We start from the raw sequence: 18,814 nt of genomic DNA, 5'->3' as shown, positions 1-18,814 counted from the left end.
GTTATAGATGAATAAATTAAATAAAAATTCTTTACAAAAGAAACTTTTCTACCGTAGTAAAAATCGCGGTTGCAGAGAAATGGATTATATACTCGGTAGCTTTGCCGAAAAGTACCTATCCTTAATGGATGAAAAAAAACTTGGAAGCTATTCTTTAATACTTGATCAAAATGATAATGATCTTTATAATTGGATTAATAATAAATCTTCTGCTCCTTCTTATCTAGATGCCGAAATAATTGATAAATTACGCAAAATAGCAAAAATATAAACTCCTGTAGAATGTTACAACAAAAATTTCCGGCGGCTGCCAAATCTTTCTTTGCAATTGATAATTTTACTAAGAATCTTAAGCAAGATTTCATTTTGAGTGCGAGTAATGAAGAGGAGGCGTTGCAATTATACAAGCAAGCTTTATTTTTTTCTTCTAATGAAAATATTTATTACTTTCCAAGCTATGATACCATCCCTTATGACCATACGTCACCAAATGCAAATATCTTATCTACACGTGCAGAAACATTAACCAAGCTAACAACAAATAATAGTAATAGCAAATTACTCATCACTCATACAGCGAACTTATTAAACAAATTACCGCCGAAAGATTTTTTTTCTAAATATTTTTTGAAATTATCCCCTAAAATGAAATTTACTACGGATGAGCTTGCTATGTTTCTAGTAGAAAATAGTTTTACAAGAAATGCGAGTAGCATCGATGCTGGGGAATTTGCGGTTAGAGGCGAAATCATTGATATAATATTGCCCGGTCCTAAAGCGTATAGAATTCATTTTAGCTGGGGTTATATTGAATCAATAAAAGAATTTGATATTGATACGCAAATTTCGACTAAATCCTGCAGGGAGCTTATTATTAGTCCTGCAAATGAGATAGTTTTAAATAGTGAAACTATAGGTAATTTTAAGAATAATTACTTACGAAATTTTGGAGTTAATCATACTGATAATCCTTTATATGAGGCGGTAATATCTGGAAGAAAATTCACAGGATATGAACAATTACTCCCGTTATTTTACGATTCCTGCTCTAACTTAATAGATTATTTAAACGATCCTATTTTCATATTCGATAATTTGTCAAAACAAGCCATTTTAGAATTTGAACATAGTTATAACGATTTTTATTCGGCAAGGTCAGAGGCAAATAAACTTAAATTTAATAGTTTCTATCCCACCCTTTCACCGACTAGCTTATATTTTACCGCTTCTGAAATAACGGAATTACTAGAACGAAAAAATAATATACTACTTACTTTTGAAAACTCAGAGCAAGCTAGCTTAATTGAAAATATATCTGCTACAAGTTTTATAGAAAAGAAAACGGTTTTCGATAAATTATTTGAGGTTATTAAAGCAAATTCTCATAAGAAAATTATTATAGGCTCAAGCGTTTTAAGTAGTTGTGAGCGAATCAAAAGCATAATTCAAAATTATGAATATAAATATAATGAGATAAATAAATTAGATGAGGCTAAGGCTTCAATAATAAATGTCGGGATAATTCCTTTAAATCAAAGCTTTTATACGAAAGAATATTTATTTATTACCGCTAGCGAATTATTAGAAGAAAAACCTAGCTCTACAAACACTAACAAAAAACTTAAAAATATCTTGCTGGAGCTTGATAATTTAGCTGAAGGCGAATTTGTTGTGCACAAAGATCATGGAATAGGGCAGTTTTTAAAGCTAGAAGCTTTAGAAATCAAAGGCAAACCACAACATGATTTTTTGAAGATTTTATATGCCGGCAATGATAAATTATATATACCAGTTGAAAGTATAGAGGTAATAAAAAAATACGGCAATGATAATGCGGAGCTTGATAAGCTTGGTAGCGTTTCATGGCAAAGAAGTAAGGCAAAGCTTAAAAATCGTATAAAAGAGATAGCGCTGCATTTAATACAAATAGCAGCTAAAAGGAAACTTAATAGTAGTGCTTCCGTTGAATTTGACCTTGAAGAATATGATAAATTTTGTGCTAATTTTCCTTTCAGCGAAACGGAAGACCAATTAACCGCTATAAACGATATTAAAGAAGATCTAAGAAACGGTATGTTAATGGATAGGTTAATATGCGGTGATGTCGGGTTTGGTAAAACAGAGGTAGCAATGCGTGCCGTCTTTATGGTAGCAAAATCTCTAAATGAACATTTACCTCAAGTAGCCGTAGTTGTACCGACAACTATTTTATGTAGTCAACATTTTTCAAGATTCATAGAACGGTTCAAAGGTTTTGGTTTAAATATCAAGCAATTATCTAGAGTTATTAGTTCTAAAGAAGCAAAAATTATAAGATCGGAGCTTGAAAGCGGTAAAATAAATATAATAATAGGCACTCATTCTTTATTACATAAAAATATAAAATTCTTTAATTTGAAATTGTTAATAATCGATGAAGAACAACATTTCGGCGTCGGTCAAAAAGAATTGCTTAAATCGCTAAAATCCTCTTCCCATGTACTTGCAATGTCGGCAACACCGATTCCTCGAACGCTGCAAATGTCAATGACCGGTTTAAAAGAACTTAGCATTATTGCAACGCCGCCTCTCAACAGGCTGGAAGTGCGTACCTCGGTTATGCCGTTTGATCCCGTTATTATCAGAGATGCATTATTACGCGAACATTTTAGAGGCGGAAGAAGCTTTTATGTAGTTCCAAGAATTAAAGATATAGAGGATATCGAAAAACAATTAAAACAAATTGTGCCGGAATTAAGCTATAAAATAGCTCACGGAAAAATGACTCCGAGTAAAATTGATGAGGTTATGAGCGAGTTTTATGCCGGTAAATTCGATATACTAGTCTCAACTACTATTATAGAATCAGGAATTGATATAGCCGAGGCAAATACCATGATCATACATAAGGCTGATATGCTGGGTCTTAGTCAGCTATATCAATTGCGTGGTCGAATAGGTCGAGGTAAAATGCGGGGTTATGCCTATCTAACGGTAGCAAGTCATAAAAAGATGACATCGCACTCCTTAAGACGCTTAGAGATAATACAAAATAGTTGTGCTTTGGGCTCAGGTTTTACTATTGCAAGCCATGATATGGATTTACGAGGTTTCGGTAATTTGATAGGTGAAGAACAATCAGGACAAATTAAAGAAGTAGGTACAGAACTCTATCAAGAAATGCTGGAAGAACAAATAGCTATTTTTAAAGATGCACCGATTGTTTCAGAACAACCCTTTATCCCGACTATTAATTTGGGATTATCCGTCTTTATTCCAGATAATTATGTAGCCGATGCAGCTCTTAAACTTGGACTATATAGAAGAATAGGTAATTTACGTAATGAGATAGAAGTAGAGACATTTAAAGATGAGATGATTGATAGATTCGGTTTACTACCGATTGAATTTAATAATTTACTTGATATTGTAAAAATAAAACTATTATGCTTTAAGTTAAATATTGCAAATCTAGATTCAGGAGATAACGGATTTGTGATTAAATTTTATAAAAATGCCGATATGACTGATAAAATTTTAAAATTCGTTAGTACTTACTCTAATCAGGCAAAAATCAAACCAGATAATAAATTAGTATATATCAAGAAATTAGTAGATAAAAATATAATTGTTGAGGTAAATCAACTACTTTGGAATTTATCGGAGGTGTAGACTCGATGTCATTCCTGCTCCGTCATTGCGAGCAGCCGTAGGCTGCATGGCAATCGCATGAAATAATAACAAACTCCTGAGATTGCTTCGTCAATTGCTATGCAATTTCCTCGCAATGACGGTAACACGTTTTGAACATAATAAATATGTCCCATAACCTAAAGCAATTATTTCAACAACATAACGTAAAAGGTTTGTCGATTAATTCTAAAACCGTTAAGGATAAAGACGTCTTTTTTACGATTAAAGGACGGAATACTGATGGAAATGATTTTATTAAGGATGCTTTAAGCAAAGGTGCAGTATTAGTAATTACGGACAATAAAAAAAATATTGTTATAGATAAAGTAATTTACGTAAAAGATGTGCAGGCAGCTTTATATGAAGCCATAGAAATATTCTATCCTAAAACACCAAAGAATCTAATAGCCGTAACCGGTACTAACGGTAAAAGCTCGGTAGTATCCTATATAGCTCAAACATATTCATTACTTGGGAAAAAAGCAGCATCTATAGGTACGATAGGGGTAGAAATATTTGGCTGCGATAATCTTATAAATGATGTACCGGAATTAACAACTTTAGACTATTTAAGCTTTAGAAAAATTGCTCATAATTTAGCTGAAAATGGTATAGAATATTTAGTTTTTGAAGCTTCTAGTCATGGTCTTGATCAAGCAAGACTTAGGGAAATAAAAGTAAATATTGCATGTTTTACTAGCTTTAGTCAGGATCATCTAGATTACCACCATACAAAAGAAAATTATTTATTAGCCAAACTGAAATTATTTATAAATCATTTATTACCGAACGGCATCGCAATATTAAATTCTGATATAGAAGAAATAGAGTTTGTTAAAGATTATCTACATAATCATAATATTAAATTTATAACCGTTGGGAAAAAAGGTGATTTAGAAATCACTAGAATTAACGGTTCTTTAAAAGGACAAAATATTAATTTTACATTTAATAATAGAGAATATAATTTTAATACCCCGATAATTGGTAGCTTTCAGGCTAGTAATTTATTAATTGCTGTTCTTAGCATTCATTATACTGGTTTTGCTTTTGATGATGTTATAGATTCTTTAGTAGAAGTTAAAGCAGTAAAAGGCAGAATGGAGAGAATAGATAACACTCATATCTTCGTTGATTATGCCCACACTCCGGACGCTCTTGCAAAAGCTTTAACGGAACTGAAAAATATTAAATTACGTGGTAGTAAACTAAGCGTAGTTTTTGGCTGCGGCGGTAATCGTGATAAGGCAAAGAGAAGTCTTATGGGGCAAATAGCCGCAAAACATGCCGATACCATCATAATTACAGATGATAATCCACGCAATGAAGACCCAAAGCTTATTAGAGCTGAAATCATAAGCGGTATAGAGAAAGCAGATTATACAGAAATAGCAAATAGAGAAGAGGCTATTAAATACGGTATAAATAATTTAAAACAAGATGATACCTTGTTAGTTGCCGGCAAAGGTCATGAAAATTACCAAATTATAGGCGATAAGAAATTACCTTTTGATGATGCTGAGGTTGTGAGGAAGTGTGTAAAAGTTTGTCATCCCGTGGCTTGACCCATATACCGGACAGTTTTAAAAAAAACCTTGATGTCATCCCCGCGGAAGCGGGGATCCAGAAAAATAACTTCAATATTAATACAGAAGTTACATATTTGATAAAATAAACATATAAAAAGCAAGCTTTTTATATGTTTACTGGCTTCCCGCCTACGCGGGAATGACATAAACAAGCCATACAACAAAAATAACAAAAACATATGATCTGGAACTCTAAAACTTTAAGTGCTGCTCTCGGTATAACAATCTCTAATTCTATAAATTGTAATGAAGTGCAATTTAATTCCAAAGACGTTAAAAAAGGTGATTTATTTATAGCACTTCAAGGTAATAGAGATGGTCACGATTATGTTCTAGATGCAATAGATAAAGGAGCAGCAGCCGTAATTATTAGTAAGCGAGTAGAGATCAATGATAAATATAAAATTATCTTAGTCGATGATTGTTTTGAAGCTCTACAAAAAATAGCTTTATATAAACGAGAGAATTCAAAAGCTAAATTTATAGCTATAACAGGCAGCGTCGGTAAAACTTCTACCAAAGAAGCACTAAAAGTATCATTACAACATGATTTTCTAGTTTTTGCTAGCCGAGGTAACTTCAATAACAAACTCGGTATGCTTATTAATCTTGCTTCAATGGCTGATGATACGGAATATGCTATTTTTGAGCTTGGCATGAACCATAAAGGTGAAATAAGAGAGCTGGTTCAAATATTAAAGCCGAATATTGCCATGATTACTAATATTTCGGAGGCTCATTTAGAATTTTTTAACTCGCTTGAAGAGATAGCTGAAGCTAAATGTGAGATTTTTGCAAATTTTAGCAAAAATGATATTGCCGTTATTAATGCCGATACTAATTGCTATAACAAAATATTATCGATATTAAAAAACCTTTCTATCACCGATATACATAGCTTCGGTAGATCATCTAAAACTTCAGCAGAATTAATTTTATATGAGAACCTAGGAGAGCAAGTCTACTTAAAGTATAAGATAAATAATAAAGTCTTAGATGTAACGATACCGTTTATTCCTCGGCATTTTACCGAAAATTATACCGGTGTACTTTTAATTATCGATATATTAGGTAAAGATATAGAGATAGCTGCAAATCACTTAGCAAATATTTCTCCTACTAAAGGAAGAGGGGAAATGATCAATATACAAAATTGTCGTGTAATTTGTGATTACTATAACGCAAGTCCGCAGTCAATGAAAGCTGCATTAGAATATTTAAAACAAGTACCTGCCGAGAATAAAACTGCTATAATAGGCGATATGCTAGAGCTAGGGGAAAATTCTAAACGATTACATGAGAAACTAGTGCAGTACATATTAGATGCCGCTTGTTCTAAGGTCTATTTAGTAGGAGTAAATACTAAATATATTGATGATTTACTACCTTCCAAAATAGCTAAAAAATACTTTAAAAATGTTGATGAATTAATTATGCATATTACGGATTTATTTGAAGGTAATGAGCTTATTCTAATAAAAGGGTCAAGAGGCGTAAAACTTGATAAGATTGTTGATTATTATAAATAAATACACTAGGATATTCTTAATATTGTGTGGTTTGGTTGTCCGTCATTGCGAGGAAAATTACAAAGTAATTGCCGAAGCAATCTCAGGATGTTTGACGAGATGGCCGCGCGCAGTCTACCAGTCTACGACTGCTTGCAATGATGATGTGGTATCCATGCACAATGAATAACATCAAAATATACTTTTAAATTTAAATCTACAAATGTTATACAATCTTTTACTTCCTCATATCCATAATTCACATATAGCTAATTTATTTCACTATATTACTTTTCGTAGCGGTCTTGCTATTATTATAACTCTAAGCCTTAGCTTTATCACGGGTCCGATATTAATAAAATTTCTGCGATCTCTTCAAAAAAACGGTCAGCCTATACGCTCAGACGGACCTGAATCGCATCAAACAAAAGTAGGTACTCCGACAATGGGGGGCATTATGATTATTTTGTCTAGTTGTCTTTCTACTTTATTACTTGCTGATTTAACTAATAAATATACTTGGATTACGTTATTTGGTTTTATTAGTTTCGGTATTATAGGATTTATGGATGATTATGCTAAGGTAACTAAAAATAATCATTACGGAGTAAGAGGAAAAAGTAAGCTTTTACTTCAAGGAATTATTAGCTTCATTATATGTGTTTTACTAGAATATCTAGATAAAAGTCCAAGTCATTTACTTAACGTACCGTTTTTTAAAAATTTAAGTTTGGATCTTGGTTATTTTTATATAGTTTTTGCTATATTTGTTATAGTCGGCTCTTCTAATGCCGTGAATCTAACGGATGGGCTTGATGGTCTTGCTACCGTCCCTATTGCCTTTACTGCCGGTTCTTTTGCTTTAATAAGTTATTTAGTAGGAAATCTAATTTACTCGAACTACTTACAGCTAACCTATATACCGAATACCGGAGAGTTAACGGTGTTATGTGCAGGATTAGTCGGTAGCTGCCTTGGATTTTTATGGTTTAATGCACAACCTGCAGAAGTTTTTATGGGCGATACCGGTAGTCTAAGTCTTGGCGGTGTGCTTGGTATTATTAGCGTTATTACTAAGCATGAAATAGTTTTAGCTATAGTCGGCGGCTTGTTTGTGATTGAAACGGCATCCGTAATTTTACAGGTATATTACTTCAAAGCTACTAAAGGAAAAAGAATATTTAAAATGGCACCGCTCCATCATCATTTTGAAAAACACGGCTGGGCAGAATCAAAAGTCGTAATAAGATTTTGGATTATTTCAGTTATATTTGCTCTTATAGGCTTATCATCCTTAAAATTACGTTAACTATATTCGTTTATCTATCTTTTATTTATCAAAAATACATTAACATAAATTAACTTTCTCTTTGCTTTTGTACAAGAAATTTACTACAATGCTGACATTAATTTATAGTAGGTGTATGGCGTGGCTAAAGAAATAGATATAAATAAATTATTAGCACAAGAAAATAATGCTTTAAATACTATATTAAGCCAAGTAAATGAATTATGCGAACAAAATAAACAGTTGCAAGGTTTAATCGAAATACAAAATGAAACTAAAGAACTAGAAAAAGAACATAATAGATCGCTGCCTTGGTTTAAAAGATTGGTAAAAACAGTTTCTAATGTAAAGTATATTTTTATAAAAAGTGAAGAACAGTTAACAAATGAAGCAATAAAGTATAATAATAAAATATTAAAAGATATTGATAATAAGATATATAGTATAGCGGAAAAATCTGCACCTTTAAAGCAAGCATTACAAGCAGAAATCGAAAAAATTTTTAAAGATTTAACAAAGAAAGATTTATCTAAAGATCAAAGAGCAAGAGTATCGGAAGTATTTTTTAGTTATAAGAGTAAATCTGAAAGATTCTCAGCTCTACATATGACAAATCCCTTACAATTCATTAATGCTGAAGAACTAGAGAAACAATATAATTCTTTAAATGCTACAAAACAAAATATCCAAAATTTAATATCCGAAAATTCTAATATCAAAGAACTTAAAGAAATACAAAAACAGGTTGCTGAAATTAGGGAAGAAGTACCTTATACATTTTTTGAAAAATTAAATAATATTTGGCAAAATGTTAAAAATGTTTTTGTAAATAATAGTGAGCAGGTTTTAGCAAAAAACAAAGAGAGTAATACTAGAACAATTAGAAAGATTGATGAACAATTATATAAAACGAAGCATAAATTTGAGGAATTAATTGAAAATAAAGAAAGAAATATTAATGATATAATTGCAAAATTACCTGACAATGAGGAGTTACAAAAGATAGCAAGTAACCTTACAAATCACATGGCTTCAAAAAAAGAACCAATATTAGCAAATTCGTCCCTAGCTAAACCTTTGGAAAATAATATAACACCGCCGCCTCCTTTATCACAAAATAACATTCCATCACCACCGCCGCCACCGCCTCCTTTACCGGAAAATAACATTCCACCCCCGCCGCCGCCACCCCCGCCTATGCCTACTATGGCTCCGGTTTCGGCTCAGACTGAGACATTATCTAAGCCTGTAGAAGCTACTACGGTTAAAAAACCGGAAAATCAACTACGTCCTTCTATAGATACTTCTGATTTAATGAGAGAAATAGTAGGGCCAAAAAAACTAAGAAAAGTTGAAAAAACGGATGTTAAGGCACAAGATTCTAGAGATTTATTGCTGCAGTCCATAAGAGGTGAACACAAACTAAAAAAAGTTGAATTTGATCCTAATACAGGAAAACCGGTTGCACATTCTCATAGTAAGCCTGCTCAGAATATTAACAAACCTAATGGAGTTGCATCAATTTTAGCACGAAGAGTTGCTATTGAGATGAGTGATAGTAGTAGCAGTAGTGGCAGTGAAAGCGATAGTGGTAACTGGAGTGATGTTAGTGTTAATAGGAATAAATCAAAAAGTCTAAAAACTAAAGGAGAACGAGATGCTAAAATGACTACGCATGCTCAAAAAATTCTAAATAATAGGCACTCACAAAAACCATCATTTGTTAGATAATAAATGTCATTCCCGCGGAAGCGGGAAGCCAGTAAAGCCTATAAAAAACTTGTTTTTTTAGGTTTATTTTATCAATTAATGGTAATTTTATAGCAGTATTAATTTTTTGGATTCCCGCTTCCGCGGGAATGACATAAAACACCATATAAATCTACCCTTTAAACTTCTTAGTTATTTCAACTATTCTTTTACCCAAGAAATTAGCAGTTTTTAAATCGCCTTGAGTAGGAGTAATATCAGGAGAAGATTTGTGGTTAGATTGAGTCATACGTCCTGACCAGCTACCTAAGCGGTTAATTTTATCGGGATCAGGCATCTCATGATCGGAAAAATTCGGAGCAGCTTTAGCTTGCCCGACCCAAATCATACAATGCTGCATAGCGAAGTGAAATAGCTGCTGAATACTGCATAACTTATCACCTGAATAAGAAGCAGAAAAGTTGCAGCTATTTTATCTTGCCATTTTTGTTGTGCCCATCTAGTTGAGGTAGCTTCCATAAATATTTTAAACGATCCGGCTAAACTACCCATATAGGTTGGGACTCCAAAAATGATGGCATCTGCATTATCTAATAAATCCCAATCGAGATTATCAGGTTTATCTTTATTTATTTGTATAATAGAAACATTTGCTCCTGCTTCTTTTACGCTCTTATTTAGTGCTTCAGCTACTTTTGCAGTATGAGACCGTATCCACTATAATATACGATAGCTACTTTAACTATTTTATTCTCCATATTATAAATTAACTATAAACTCGGCTTCAGTTTTAGACTTTATTTCTTCAATAGTAACATAGTCAGCTTGTCTAACTAATATCATTTCATCTTTATCAATATCAAAAATTCCAAGATCGGTAATTACTCTGTTAACTACTTTTTTACCTGTTAACGGAAAGCTGCATTCTTTTAATAATTTAGCACCGCTATCTTTTGCGTTATGTTCCATTATAATAACTACTCTTTTGGTGTTAGCGACCAAATCCATAGCTCCTCCCATACCTTTAACCATTTTACCCGGAATAGTCCAGTTGGCAAGATCGCCTGTTTGTGAGACTTGCATAGCACCTAAAATAGTTAAATCGACATGCGAACCTCTAATCATCCCAAATGAAAAGCTACTGTCGAAATAGCTGCTTTCAGGAATAGCAGTAATAGTTTGCTTACTGGCGTTAATTAAATCAGGATCTTCCTCTCCTGCGTAAGGAAATGGTCCCATACCAAACATACCGTTCTCGCTTTGAAATATTACATTCACTCCTTGAGGTATATAATTTGCTACATTGCGTAGGCATACCTATACCAAGATTGACATATAACCCGTCTTTAAGTTCCTCTGCGGTTATTTGATAAATTTCTTCTTTGCTCCAAGGCATATCTTATTTTTTTCCGGATAGTTAATTGCTCAATACGTTTCTCATATTTTTCACCTACTATTAATCGCTGTATGAAAATATTAGGTGTGTGAATATTGTTAGGGTCAAGCTCTCCCACCTCAACTATTTCCTCTACTTCACAAACTGTAACTTTAGCGGCACCTGCCATGACTGCATTAAAATTTCGTGCAGTTTTATTGTAAATCACGTTGCCGCTTTTATCGGCTTTAAAGCCTTTAATAATAGCAAGGTCAGCTTGAAGGGCAGTTTCCATTATATATTGTTTGCCGTTAAACTCCTTTGTTGCTTTACCTTCCTCTACAATTGTACCTATACCTGTTTTAGTATAAAAAGCCGGAATTCCCATACAAGCAGCCCTAGTTCGTTCAGCTAAAGTTCCTTGTGGGTTTAGCTCAAGCTCTAAAATCTTATCAAGATATTGTTGCTCAAAAATCTTATTTTCTCCGACATACGAAGAAATCATTTTTTTTATTTGTTTAGTTTGAAGAAGAAGCCCAAGTCCGAAATTGTCAACACCGCAATTATTGTTTATAACTGTTAAATTTTGAACATTGCTTTTTAAGAAGTGCATTTATTAAATATACCACATAGACCGAATCCGCCCGACATTATAGTCATGCCGTCATAAAGAAGTCCTTCAAGAGCAGCTTCAGCCGAAGGATAGATTTTATTCATTATTTAAGAAATGAGGAGGATTTTCAAAAGAAGTCAAGGACATACACAAGTTTGGTATATTAAAAAAATACTTTACAAGAGATTAAATTTAACCATTGCTGCTTGTTTTTTGTATTCATCAACAGTATTAGTAACTGCATCAAATCTTGATGACGATATAACAATTCAAGAAAATTCTAAAAAAAATTATAGTTATGTAGTGACTTATGATGAAGATCTTAAGTTATATTACAAGATTTACTGCTACATCTTGGATTATGGTAGGTAATCATGAAATAGGAGGTCATGGAGCAAGAGCAAAGAATTTGATTTAAAAGTAACAAAATATGAAGTAGATCCTTTTGAGGGTACAACATATTTTAAAACTAAAGATTTTAATTTTTTGCAAGTTCATAAGCAAATTGCTATAGATACAGGGGGAATACAAGCAAGTTATTTGTTATCTGAAAATATTAAAGATAGATACATGGCAAGTAACAAAATTAATCCTACTTACGGTATAGGTTATTTATGGACAAGACTAGATCAAGCAAGTTATATTTTTAGTACTAAGTTTGATGGCAAAGATAAAAGCGGACGGTAAAAATTATATTACTAAAAATAAAATTCGTTCATATGCTTATTTAGATTTATTTGATCCGTTTTTATTCTATTCAGGATATTCATTTATAATGAATACTAACTTAAATGATATTCCGATGATTGAATTAGGACCGGTTAAATATTTACCGGCTACTAGAGCGATAGATACTTGCTCCATACGGTTTAGAGCGTGGTTTAGTTAACCATTTTGTTGTTGATAACAAGATATATTCAAGTTAATATTAATTACGGCAAAAATCAAAAATTTAAGTCTTACGGTGTCGGAGTTAAAGCTAATAACTTAGTCAAAGTTGAATTTATCGGTTTAGGTTTAGAAGCGACATTTTGGAATCAGCCTAACTGCTACCCCTTTAAAAGAAAGTTGTAAGCAAGGTGGACTTGGAGCCATTAATTTTGAGCTTAGCTTAAATGAAACATTTAAGATAGTTGGCTCAGACGGTTACAAAACAGCGGGATTTATAGAAGGTATGCCTTTAAAATCCTCAGCTATAGTTAGAGCAGGGTTAAAATTAGATTTATAAGAGAAGGCTTTGTTGCATGACTAATATGTCATTCCTGCGAAAGCAGAAATCCAGAAAAAAGCGCGATACATCGAGCTTTTAATTTTAAAAACTTACTGTGTATGCACCGTTTAATTACTGGATTCCCGCTTTTGCAGGAATGACATATTAGTCATAATTTGTATATTTTATTCTTCTTCTTTTATTATAAAGTATATTTTATATTTGTAAGATAATTATGACTATATATGCTAACTATTTTAGACAAATTCTTATTCTCTTCTGTAAAAACGTTCATCAATATACGTGAAGATACCGTATCTGCTCTTAAAAGGCTTGGTATTAACAATATTCGTGATTTATTATTTTATCTACCTGTTTCATATCAAAATAAAATATTATCGCCTAATTTAACTGAAGTTAGAGACGGTGACATAATCCAAACAGAAATTGTAGTTGAGAGCATTAATTTACCAAAGAAAAGTAGTCAGCCTTTAAAAATTACAGCTAGCAATGATACTGGTTCTTTGTTATTAGTGTTTTTTCATAAACCCCCACCGTTTATTTTTAATAAGCTGCAAGTTGGTACTTCTCATATTATCAGCGGCAAGGTACAATTTTTTGATCATTACTTACAAATTTCACATCCTGAATTTATTGTAAATCCTAAACTCGCAAAAGAAATAGAGCCGATTTATTCCCTGACATATTTACTTAGTAACAAGCAGTTATATTCATATATCATAAAAGCAATAGAGATATTTGAAGAGAAATGTAAGAGTATAGAAGATAAAGAAGTAAAAGAGTATTTAGATATTATATTGCAAAATTTGCAAATGTTGCATGTTTTCCGTCATTGCGAGGAGGCATGTATGCCGACGAAGCAATCCAGTAATGTAAAATTAATAAATTCTAGATTGCCGCAGCCCCTAAAGGGGCTTCGCAATGACGATTTATATACTAACGCCAAAAAACAACTAGCAGCTAAGGAGCTTATCGCTAATCAAATATCTCTTTTAAATGTACGTACGCAAATAAGTAGAAGACAAGGTAATATTTATCCTAAAGCTGTATCTATTCAAGCAAATATATTAAATGAGCTAGGATTTGAGTTAACTTCTTATCAAAAGCAAGTCATAGAAGAAATAGAGTGTGATCAAAGCGATAAAATAGAGATGATGAGATTGTTGCAAGGCGATGTTGGCTCCGGTAAAACTTTGGTAGCTCTGCTGACGATGGTAAATGTGGTAGTCACTGGATTTCAAGCAACGCTTATGGCTCCAACTGATTTGCTTGCCAATCAGCATTATGAGTTTTTTGTTAAAGCTTTAAAAAATACTAATATAAGAGTCGGATTACTTACAGGTAAGATACTGGGGGCAGCTCGTAAAAATATTATGATACAACTTGACAACGATGAGATTGATATATTAGTCGGCACTCATGCTTTATTTCAAGAAAAAGTAAGTTTTAAGAAACTAGGTTATATAGTTATTGATGAGCAGCATAGATTTGGGGTGCAACAGCGTTTGAATTTAATAAATAAAGGAGTAAATCCCGATGTGTTAGTTATGACTGCAACGCCGATTCCTCGAAGTCTTGCACTTACTATGTTTGGTGATATGACTATCTCAAAGCTAATGGGTAAGCCGAAAAGTCGTTTACCTATCGCTACAAATACCATGTCCGTTAATAAGATAGAGCATATTATAGCAGCGATAAATAAGAAGCTTATTGCAGGTGAGCGGGTATATTGGATTTGTCCATTGATAGAGCAGGGAGAGAAAGAAACGCCGGAAGAGGATAGTTTATTGATGGATGTGATGAATCGTTTTAACTCTATCGACAATATCTATCAAGGTTATACCGGTATTATTCACGGTAAGATGAAGAACGAGCAGAAAGACCAAATAATGAAGCAATTTAAGGAAGGTGAAATTAAGATATTAGTTGCAACAACCGTTATTGAAGTCGGAATAGACATACCTGCAGCCACTTTGATAATTATTGAAAATGCTGAGCAATTTGGTCTCGCTCAGCTTCATCAGCTTAGAGGTAGAGTAGGGCGGAGTAGTTTGCAGTCATATTGTATATTGTTATACAATCCTAAAAGGCTTAGAAAAGTTGCACGAGGTAGGTTTGAGATAATGAAACGAACTAATGATGGATTTTATATAGCTGAGCAGGATTTAAAACTTCGAGGTAGCGGTGAGATTTTAGGAGTAAAACAAAGCGGCGAAATCGAATTTTTCTTCGCCGATTTAGTGGACGATTATGACCTACTTCTTAAAGCGCATAAATTTGCGGAAATAGGCTCAAAAGGTAATGTAAATTTTGTTAACTTTCAGATAAAGCTCTTCGCCAAATCTCAAATAAGCGAGTTGGTTTAGTTTGAATATGCTATTTCCGCTTGGCATTGGTGTTGTTGCGTGGTTCGATTTTTACCGTCATTGCGAGAAGCATTACGTAGTAATTCGACGAAGCAATCTCGTGCCAAAGTCCTGAGATTGCCGTGCTCCTTTCAGTCGCTCGCAATGACGAAAAGCCGCACCGTGCAAGCAAGCTTTTTTGTAAAATGAAAATCTAGAATACTATTAGTTAAAGCTAATCCTGTGTGATTTCAGCAAGTCTAGTAAACAGAGCGTCAATCATATCCCAGCCTTTTTTTTGAATAGTGAGTAAAGAAGAATCATTAATGTTTATTTGTTTTAATAAATCTATTCCCATTTGTTCATGTTCAGGATCAAGATGCATATGTATTTTGAAATGTTTTGCTGCTTTATGATTAAAAAATATTGATCCTAGTTTTGCATAAAATATAGTAGCACAAGACTCTATTACTAAATGGACAAGGACGGCTCTTTCACTATCTCCAAGAGTCATCATTTTGAGCGTAAACCAAGAACCTAAGGCCTCAAAAATAGAATCTGTAGTTTCTTCATTATTTTCTAGATTTTGGAATAATTCTATATTATGTCCAAATTCATTGGTAAGATGCTCCCATGCAAGTTGTTGAAATTCTTTTGTTTCAGAAAACACTACTCTTGCTAATACCATTTTTTGAAATTCGTCTGACCAAATCCGAAAATGTTTAAGAAATTTATTTTTTCGTAGCGTACTATCTAACTTGATTTTAAATAGTTTGTTTTTTTTAAATTGCTCTTTATATTGTTTATTATACAAAATTAAACTATCTATTATATTCATATATTTAATTATCAATTTATTTAAATATATTAATATTAACTAAATTACGCTGTCACTAATTATTAATGTTTATTTACCAATTTTTAAAACCATATGTGTATTTATAGATGAATATGAATTGTAAGATCATACTTTGTATGCAGTAAATATATAAAACATTGCGACTTATCCATTTTAGATTTATAGCTATTTTTTGTGAATAATCGCTTAGGATCATTAATATATAGGTAATTGTTAAGAAAGTGAGGTTTAAAATTAAGTCAGTATTTGAAAAATTAAACTCATTAAAGGAAATCATAAGAGTAAAAAGAGTTGAATGCACGAAAGAAGCAAAAATTGCTATAAAACAGCAAAGTTTTAAGTTTGCCTGCTCATGTTTTGAAATAAATCCAAGTATCATTGTAGCAATTACAAAAGTCCCGTAATCAATCAAAGCCCAGCTAATATACCACAATAGTACCATTATAATTGCATGACAATAACCGCTATAGAAAAAGCGAGTTAAAGAATTACGAAAATAATAAATATACCATTGCCCTAAATAGAGAGAGATTAGAATATTTGTAGTAAGCAACTGTTTAAATAGTACAGTGGTATATATTTGTAATAAAACACCGAATATTATTATATGGGTTTTTGGTTTATCATGAAAATTATAACCGGCAAAAAAGCAAAATACTGGCATAGCTGTACGCCCTATGATCCGCATAATCGTTAATTCAGGATATAGATATAAACCTACATGATCAATGATCATGGCTATAATAGCTAAAGCTTTTAGCCAATCCTGATAATTTGATTGGTGCTTATTTCTTGTTATTATCATAATTAACCGCTTTTAATAAATATGCCGTGCCGAAAAATGCTCCCATTCCAACTGCAATTGTACTACCTAGCATACAGACTTTAATCAGTAAATATTCCGAATAAAAATATTCTAAATAATAATGCTTTATTAAAGCAATTATAATAGACATTAATGTACAGCATAACAAAATTTTACCGCAGAAAAGTTTTATACCGGCTTCTATATGAAGCTTATTTTGTTTTGTAGTATAGCTATATAATAAACCTAGATTATACCAAGCTGCAATAGATGTACCGACTGCAATACCGATATGTTTCAAAGAATCCATTAATAATAGGTTCATGCCGGTATTAATTATTATTGAAAATAAGGTTATTTTGAGCGGTGCTTTAGTATCTCCATTAGCATAAAAAATAGGAGTTAAAATTTTTGCCAAAATAAAAGCAGGAAGCCCAAGTGCAAACGCAGAAATAGCCTCAGCTGTATTTGTAGTATCTTGGCTCGTGAATACTCCTCTTTCATAAATTATATTAATAATCGGATGAGATAGAATTATAATCCCGAATGTAGCAGGCAACGATAATAATAATCCCATTCTAATAGCATTATTCTGTATTTTTTTTGCAGCTACTATATCATTTGATTTATAGATTTTTGACAGCTCAGGTAGCAATATAGTAGAGAAGCTAGTACCTATTATTGATAGAGGAAATTGATATATCCGATCGGCATAAGATAATATAGAAATAGCACCTTCAATAAAGCTAGCAATAGATTGGGATATGAAAAGGTTTAATTGCTGTACGCCGGAGCTAATGGTTGCCGGTCCCATATTAATCAAAAGCTTTTTTACATCGGGATCGCTTGGGTTAAAAATTATCGGAAAGTTTAAAGCCGCTCTTTTCACACAGACAAACATAAAAGAAACTTGTAATATTCCGGCCATTATTAAAGATAAGCTAATTGAGATAGTAGATTCTATGTAATGATCAAATGTTAAAGTAAAAATTATTACGCATATACTTAAAATAACCGGTGAAAAAGCAAATGCAGCGAATTTTTTTACAGAATTTAATATTCCGCCAAGTAGAGCCGTTAATGAAACAAATATTAAATAAGGTATTGTAATTCGGCATAAAAATACCGTAAGCTCAAACTTTTCTTTTTTACCGTGAAATCCAGGAGCAATAAACAGCATTAATTGTGGCATGAAGATTTGCATTAATGCTATTATTACTATTAATGTCAGAAGTAAAAGGGTAAAAACCTCACCTGAAAAATTATTAGCGGCTTTCTTAGAAATAAGCATTTTTTCATTATAAATAGGAATGAATACGCTTGATAATGCTCCTTCTGCAAAAATTCTTCTAAATAGATTCGGTAGTTTAAAAGCAACATTAATGCTATCACCCATAGGCGTAGAGCCGAATAATGATGCGATAAACTGTTCACGCACTAAGCCAAATATGCGAGAAATTAATGTGAAAAAAGCTACTACGACTCCTGAACGAAACAATCGACTTCTTGCATAACTTGCTTCTAAAGGTAATTTGTGCGTCAATCCGGTACTCGCATCCTCACGTACTAAAGTGTACGCTGCGGTGCTGCGTTCCGTGTTTCCTTCAAATTCCTCTTTATTAACTACGTTATGCAAGAAGTCGGTCACTGTTTGTTTTTTATCTTATTTTTCTGAGGTCATTCCCGCGGAGGCGGGAATCCAGTAAAACCTATAAAAACTTGTTTTTATAGGTTTATTTTGTTAATTAATGTGTAATTGTTGAGATCGGGATTAAGGCTACTTTTTCTGGATTCCCGCCTCCGCGGGAATGATATCAAG

General features: G+C 32.6%; 15 protein-coding genes and 2 pseudogenes. 10 read left to right on the top strand and 7 right to left on the bottom strand.

Going from position 1 to position 18,814, the window contains the following annotated elements; genetic code table 11:
* The first annotated feature begins 7 nt into the window (after positions 1 to 7).
* The 6 genes from RMA_RS05110 to rickA all read left to right on the top strand — a co-directional run bounded on the left by RMA_RS05110 (position 8) and on the right by rickA (position 9,788).
* Entirely contained in the window at positions 8 to 271 is a 264-nt protein-coding gene (locus RMA_RS05110; RefSeq protein ID WP_008580148.1) for a succinate dehydrogenase assembly factor 2, read from the top strand.
* An 11-nt stretch (positions 272 to 282) separates the two neighbouring features.
* Positions 283 to 3,651 (top strand): transcription-repair coupling factor, encoded by a 3,369-nt coding sequence (gene mfd / locus RMA_RS05105; RefSeq protein ID WP_041404793.1) that lies wholly within the window; start codon positions 283 to 285, stop codon positions 3,649 to 3,651.
* A 146-nt stretch (positions 3,652 to 3,797) separates the two neighbouring features.
* On the top strand, positions 3,798 to 5,237 hold the full coding sequence (locus tag RMA_RS05100; RefSeq protein WP_041404792.1) for a UDP-N-acetylmuramoyl-L-alanyl-D-glutamate--2,6-diaminopimelate ligase: 1,440 nt from the start codon (positions 3,798 to 3,800) through the stop codon (positions 5,235 to 5,237).
* A 203-nt stretch (positions 5,238 to 5,440) separates the two neighbouring features.
* On the top strand, positions 5,441 to 6,790 hold the full coding sequence (locus RMA_RS05095; RefSeq protein WP_012152986.1) for a UDP-N-acetylmuramoyl-tripeptide--D-alanyl-D-alanine ligase: 1,350 nt from the start codon (positions 5,441 to 5,443) through the stop codon (positions 6,788 to 6,790).
* 202 nt (positions 6,791 to 6,992) lie between these two features.
* Complete coding sequence (gene mraY, locus RMA_RS05090) at positions 6,993 to 8,078, top strand: phospho-N-acetylmuramoyl-pentapeptide-transferase (protein WP_014365610.1); 1,086 nt, start codon at positions 6,993 to 6,995, stop codon at positions 8,076 to 8,078.
* Positions 8,079 to 8,198: 120 nt separating this feature from the next.
* Positions 8,199 to 9,788 (top strand): Arp2/3 complex-activating protein RickA, encoded by a 1,590-nt coding sequence (rickA, locus tag RMA_RS05085; RefSeq protein ID WP_041404791.1) that lies wholly within the window; start codon positions 8,199 to 8,201, stop codon positions 9,786 to 9,788.
* 151 nt (positions 9,789 to 9,939) lie between these two features.
* Here rickA and RMA_RS11120 read toward each other — a convergent pair whose 3' ends face one another.
* From RMA_RS11120 to RMA_RS05065, 4 genes and pseudogenes are all read right to left on the bottom strand, one after another.
* Positions 9,940 to 10,155, bottom strand: coding sequence for a hypothetical protein (locus RMA_RS11120; RefSeq protein WP_041404790.1), 216 nt, complete (start codon positions 10,153 to 10,155; stop codon positions 9,940 to 9,942).
* The gene (locus RMA_RS11115; RefSeq protein WP_081427897.1) at positions 10,152 to 10,481 is read right to left on the bottom strand and encodes a flavodoxin family protein; all 330 of its coding nucleotides are present in this window, start codon (positions 10,479 to 10,481) and stop codon (positions 10,152 to 10,154) included. Before RMA_RS11115 ends, RMA_RS11120 begins: the two co-directional genes overlap by 4 nt.
* A gap of 45 nt (positions 10,482 to 10,526) precedes the next feature.
* Positions 10,527 to 11,163 (bottom strand): annotated as a pseudogene (locus tag RMA_RS05070) (3-oxoacid CoA-transferase subunit B).
* Positions 11,114 to 11,859 (bottom strand): annotated as a pseudogene (locus RMA_RS05065) (CoA transferase subunit A). The pseudogenes RMA_RS05070 and RMA_RS05065 overlap by 50 nt, the downstream one beginning before the upstream one ends.
* A gap of 382 nt (positions 11,860 to 12,241) precedes the next feature.
* On the opposite strand from RMA_RS05065, the gene RMA_RS11110 reads away from it, so the two are divergent.
* The 4 genes from RMA_RS11110 (at position 12,242) to RMA_RS05055 (ending at position 15,352) form a co-directional block, all read left to right on the top strand.
* Positions 12,242 to 12,442, top strand: a complete 201-nt coding sequence (locus tag RMA_RS11110) for a hypothetical protein (RefSeq protein WP_238375413.1) — start codon at positions 12,242 to 12,244, stop codon at positions 12,440 to 12,442.
* Complete coding sequence (locus RMA_RS11105; RefSeq protein ID WP_231288595.1) at positions 12,417 to 12,644, top strand: hypothetical protein; 228 nt, start codon at positions 12,417 to 12,419, stop codon at positions 12,642 to 12,644. Before RMA_RS11110 ends, RMA_RS11105 begins: the two co-directional genes overlap by 26 nt.
* Before the next feature lie 11 nt (positions 12,645 to 12,655).
* Positions 12,656 to 12,829, top strand: coding sequence for a hypothetical protein (locus RMA_RS11100; RefSeq protein ID WP_238375412.1), 174 nt, complete (start codon positions 12,656 to 12,658; stop codon positions 12,827 to 12,829).
* A gap of 381 nt (positions 12,830 to 13,210) precedes the next feature.
* Positions 13,211 to 15,352, top strand: a complete 2,142-nt coding sequence (locus RMA_RS05055; protein WP_012152981.1) for an ATP-dependent DNA helicase RecG — start codon at positions 13,211 to 13,213, stop codon at positions 15,350 to 15,352.
* A gap of 214 nt (positions 15,353 to 15,566) precedes the next feature.
* Here RMA_RS05055 and RMA_RS05050 read toward each other — a convergent pair whose 3' ends face one another.
* The 3 genes from RMA_RS05050 to murJ all read right to left on the bottom strand — a co-directional run bounded on the left by RMA_RS05050 (position 15,567) and on the right by murJ (position 18,493).
* Positions 15,567 to 16,169, bottom strand: a complete 603-nt coding sequence (locus RMA_RS05050) for a hypothetical protein (RefSeq protein ID WP_041405027.1) — start codon at positions 16,167 to 16,169, stop codon at positions 15,567 to 15,569.
* A 73-nt stretch (positions 16,170 to 16,242) separates the two neighbouring features.
* The gene (locus RMA_RS05045) at positions 16,243 to 16,995 is read right to left on the bottom strand and encodes a TraX family protein (protein WP_041404788.1); all 753 of its coding nucleotides are present in this window, start codon (positions 16,993 to 16,995) and stop codon (positions 16,243 to 16,245) included.
* Positions 16,976 to 18,493 carry a murein biosynthesis integral membrane protein MurJ gene (murJ, locus tag RMA_RS05040; protein WP_410526298.1) on the bottom strand — a complete coding sequence of 506 codons (1,518 nt, stop codon included), beginning with the start codon at positions 18,491 to 18,493 and terminating at the stop codon, positions 16,976 to 16,978. The genes RMA_RS05045 and murJ overlap by 20 nt, the downstream gene beginning before the upstream one ends.
* Positions 18,494 to 18,814: the final 321 nt, after the last annotated feature.

It is taken from the genome of Rickettsia massiliae MTU5 (genome assembly GCF_000016625.1).
GTDB lineage: Bacteria > Pseudomonadota > Alphaproteobacteria > Rickettsiales > Rickettsiaceae > Rickettsia > Rickettsia rickettsii.
This window is presented reverse-complemented; position numbering and strand designations above follow the sequence as displayed.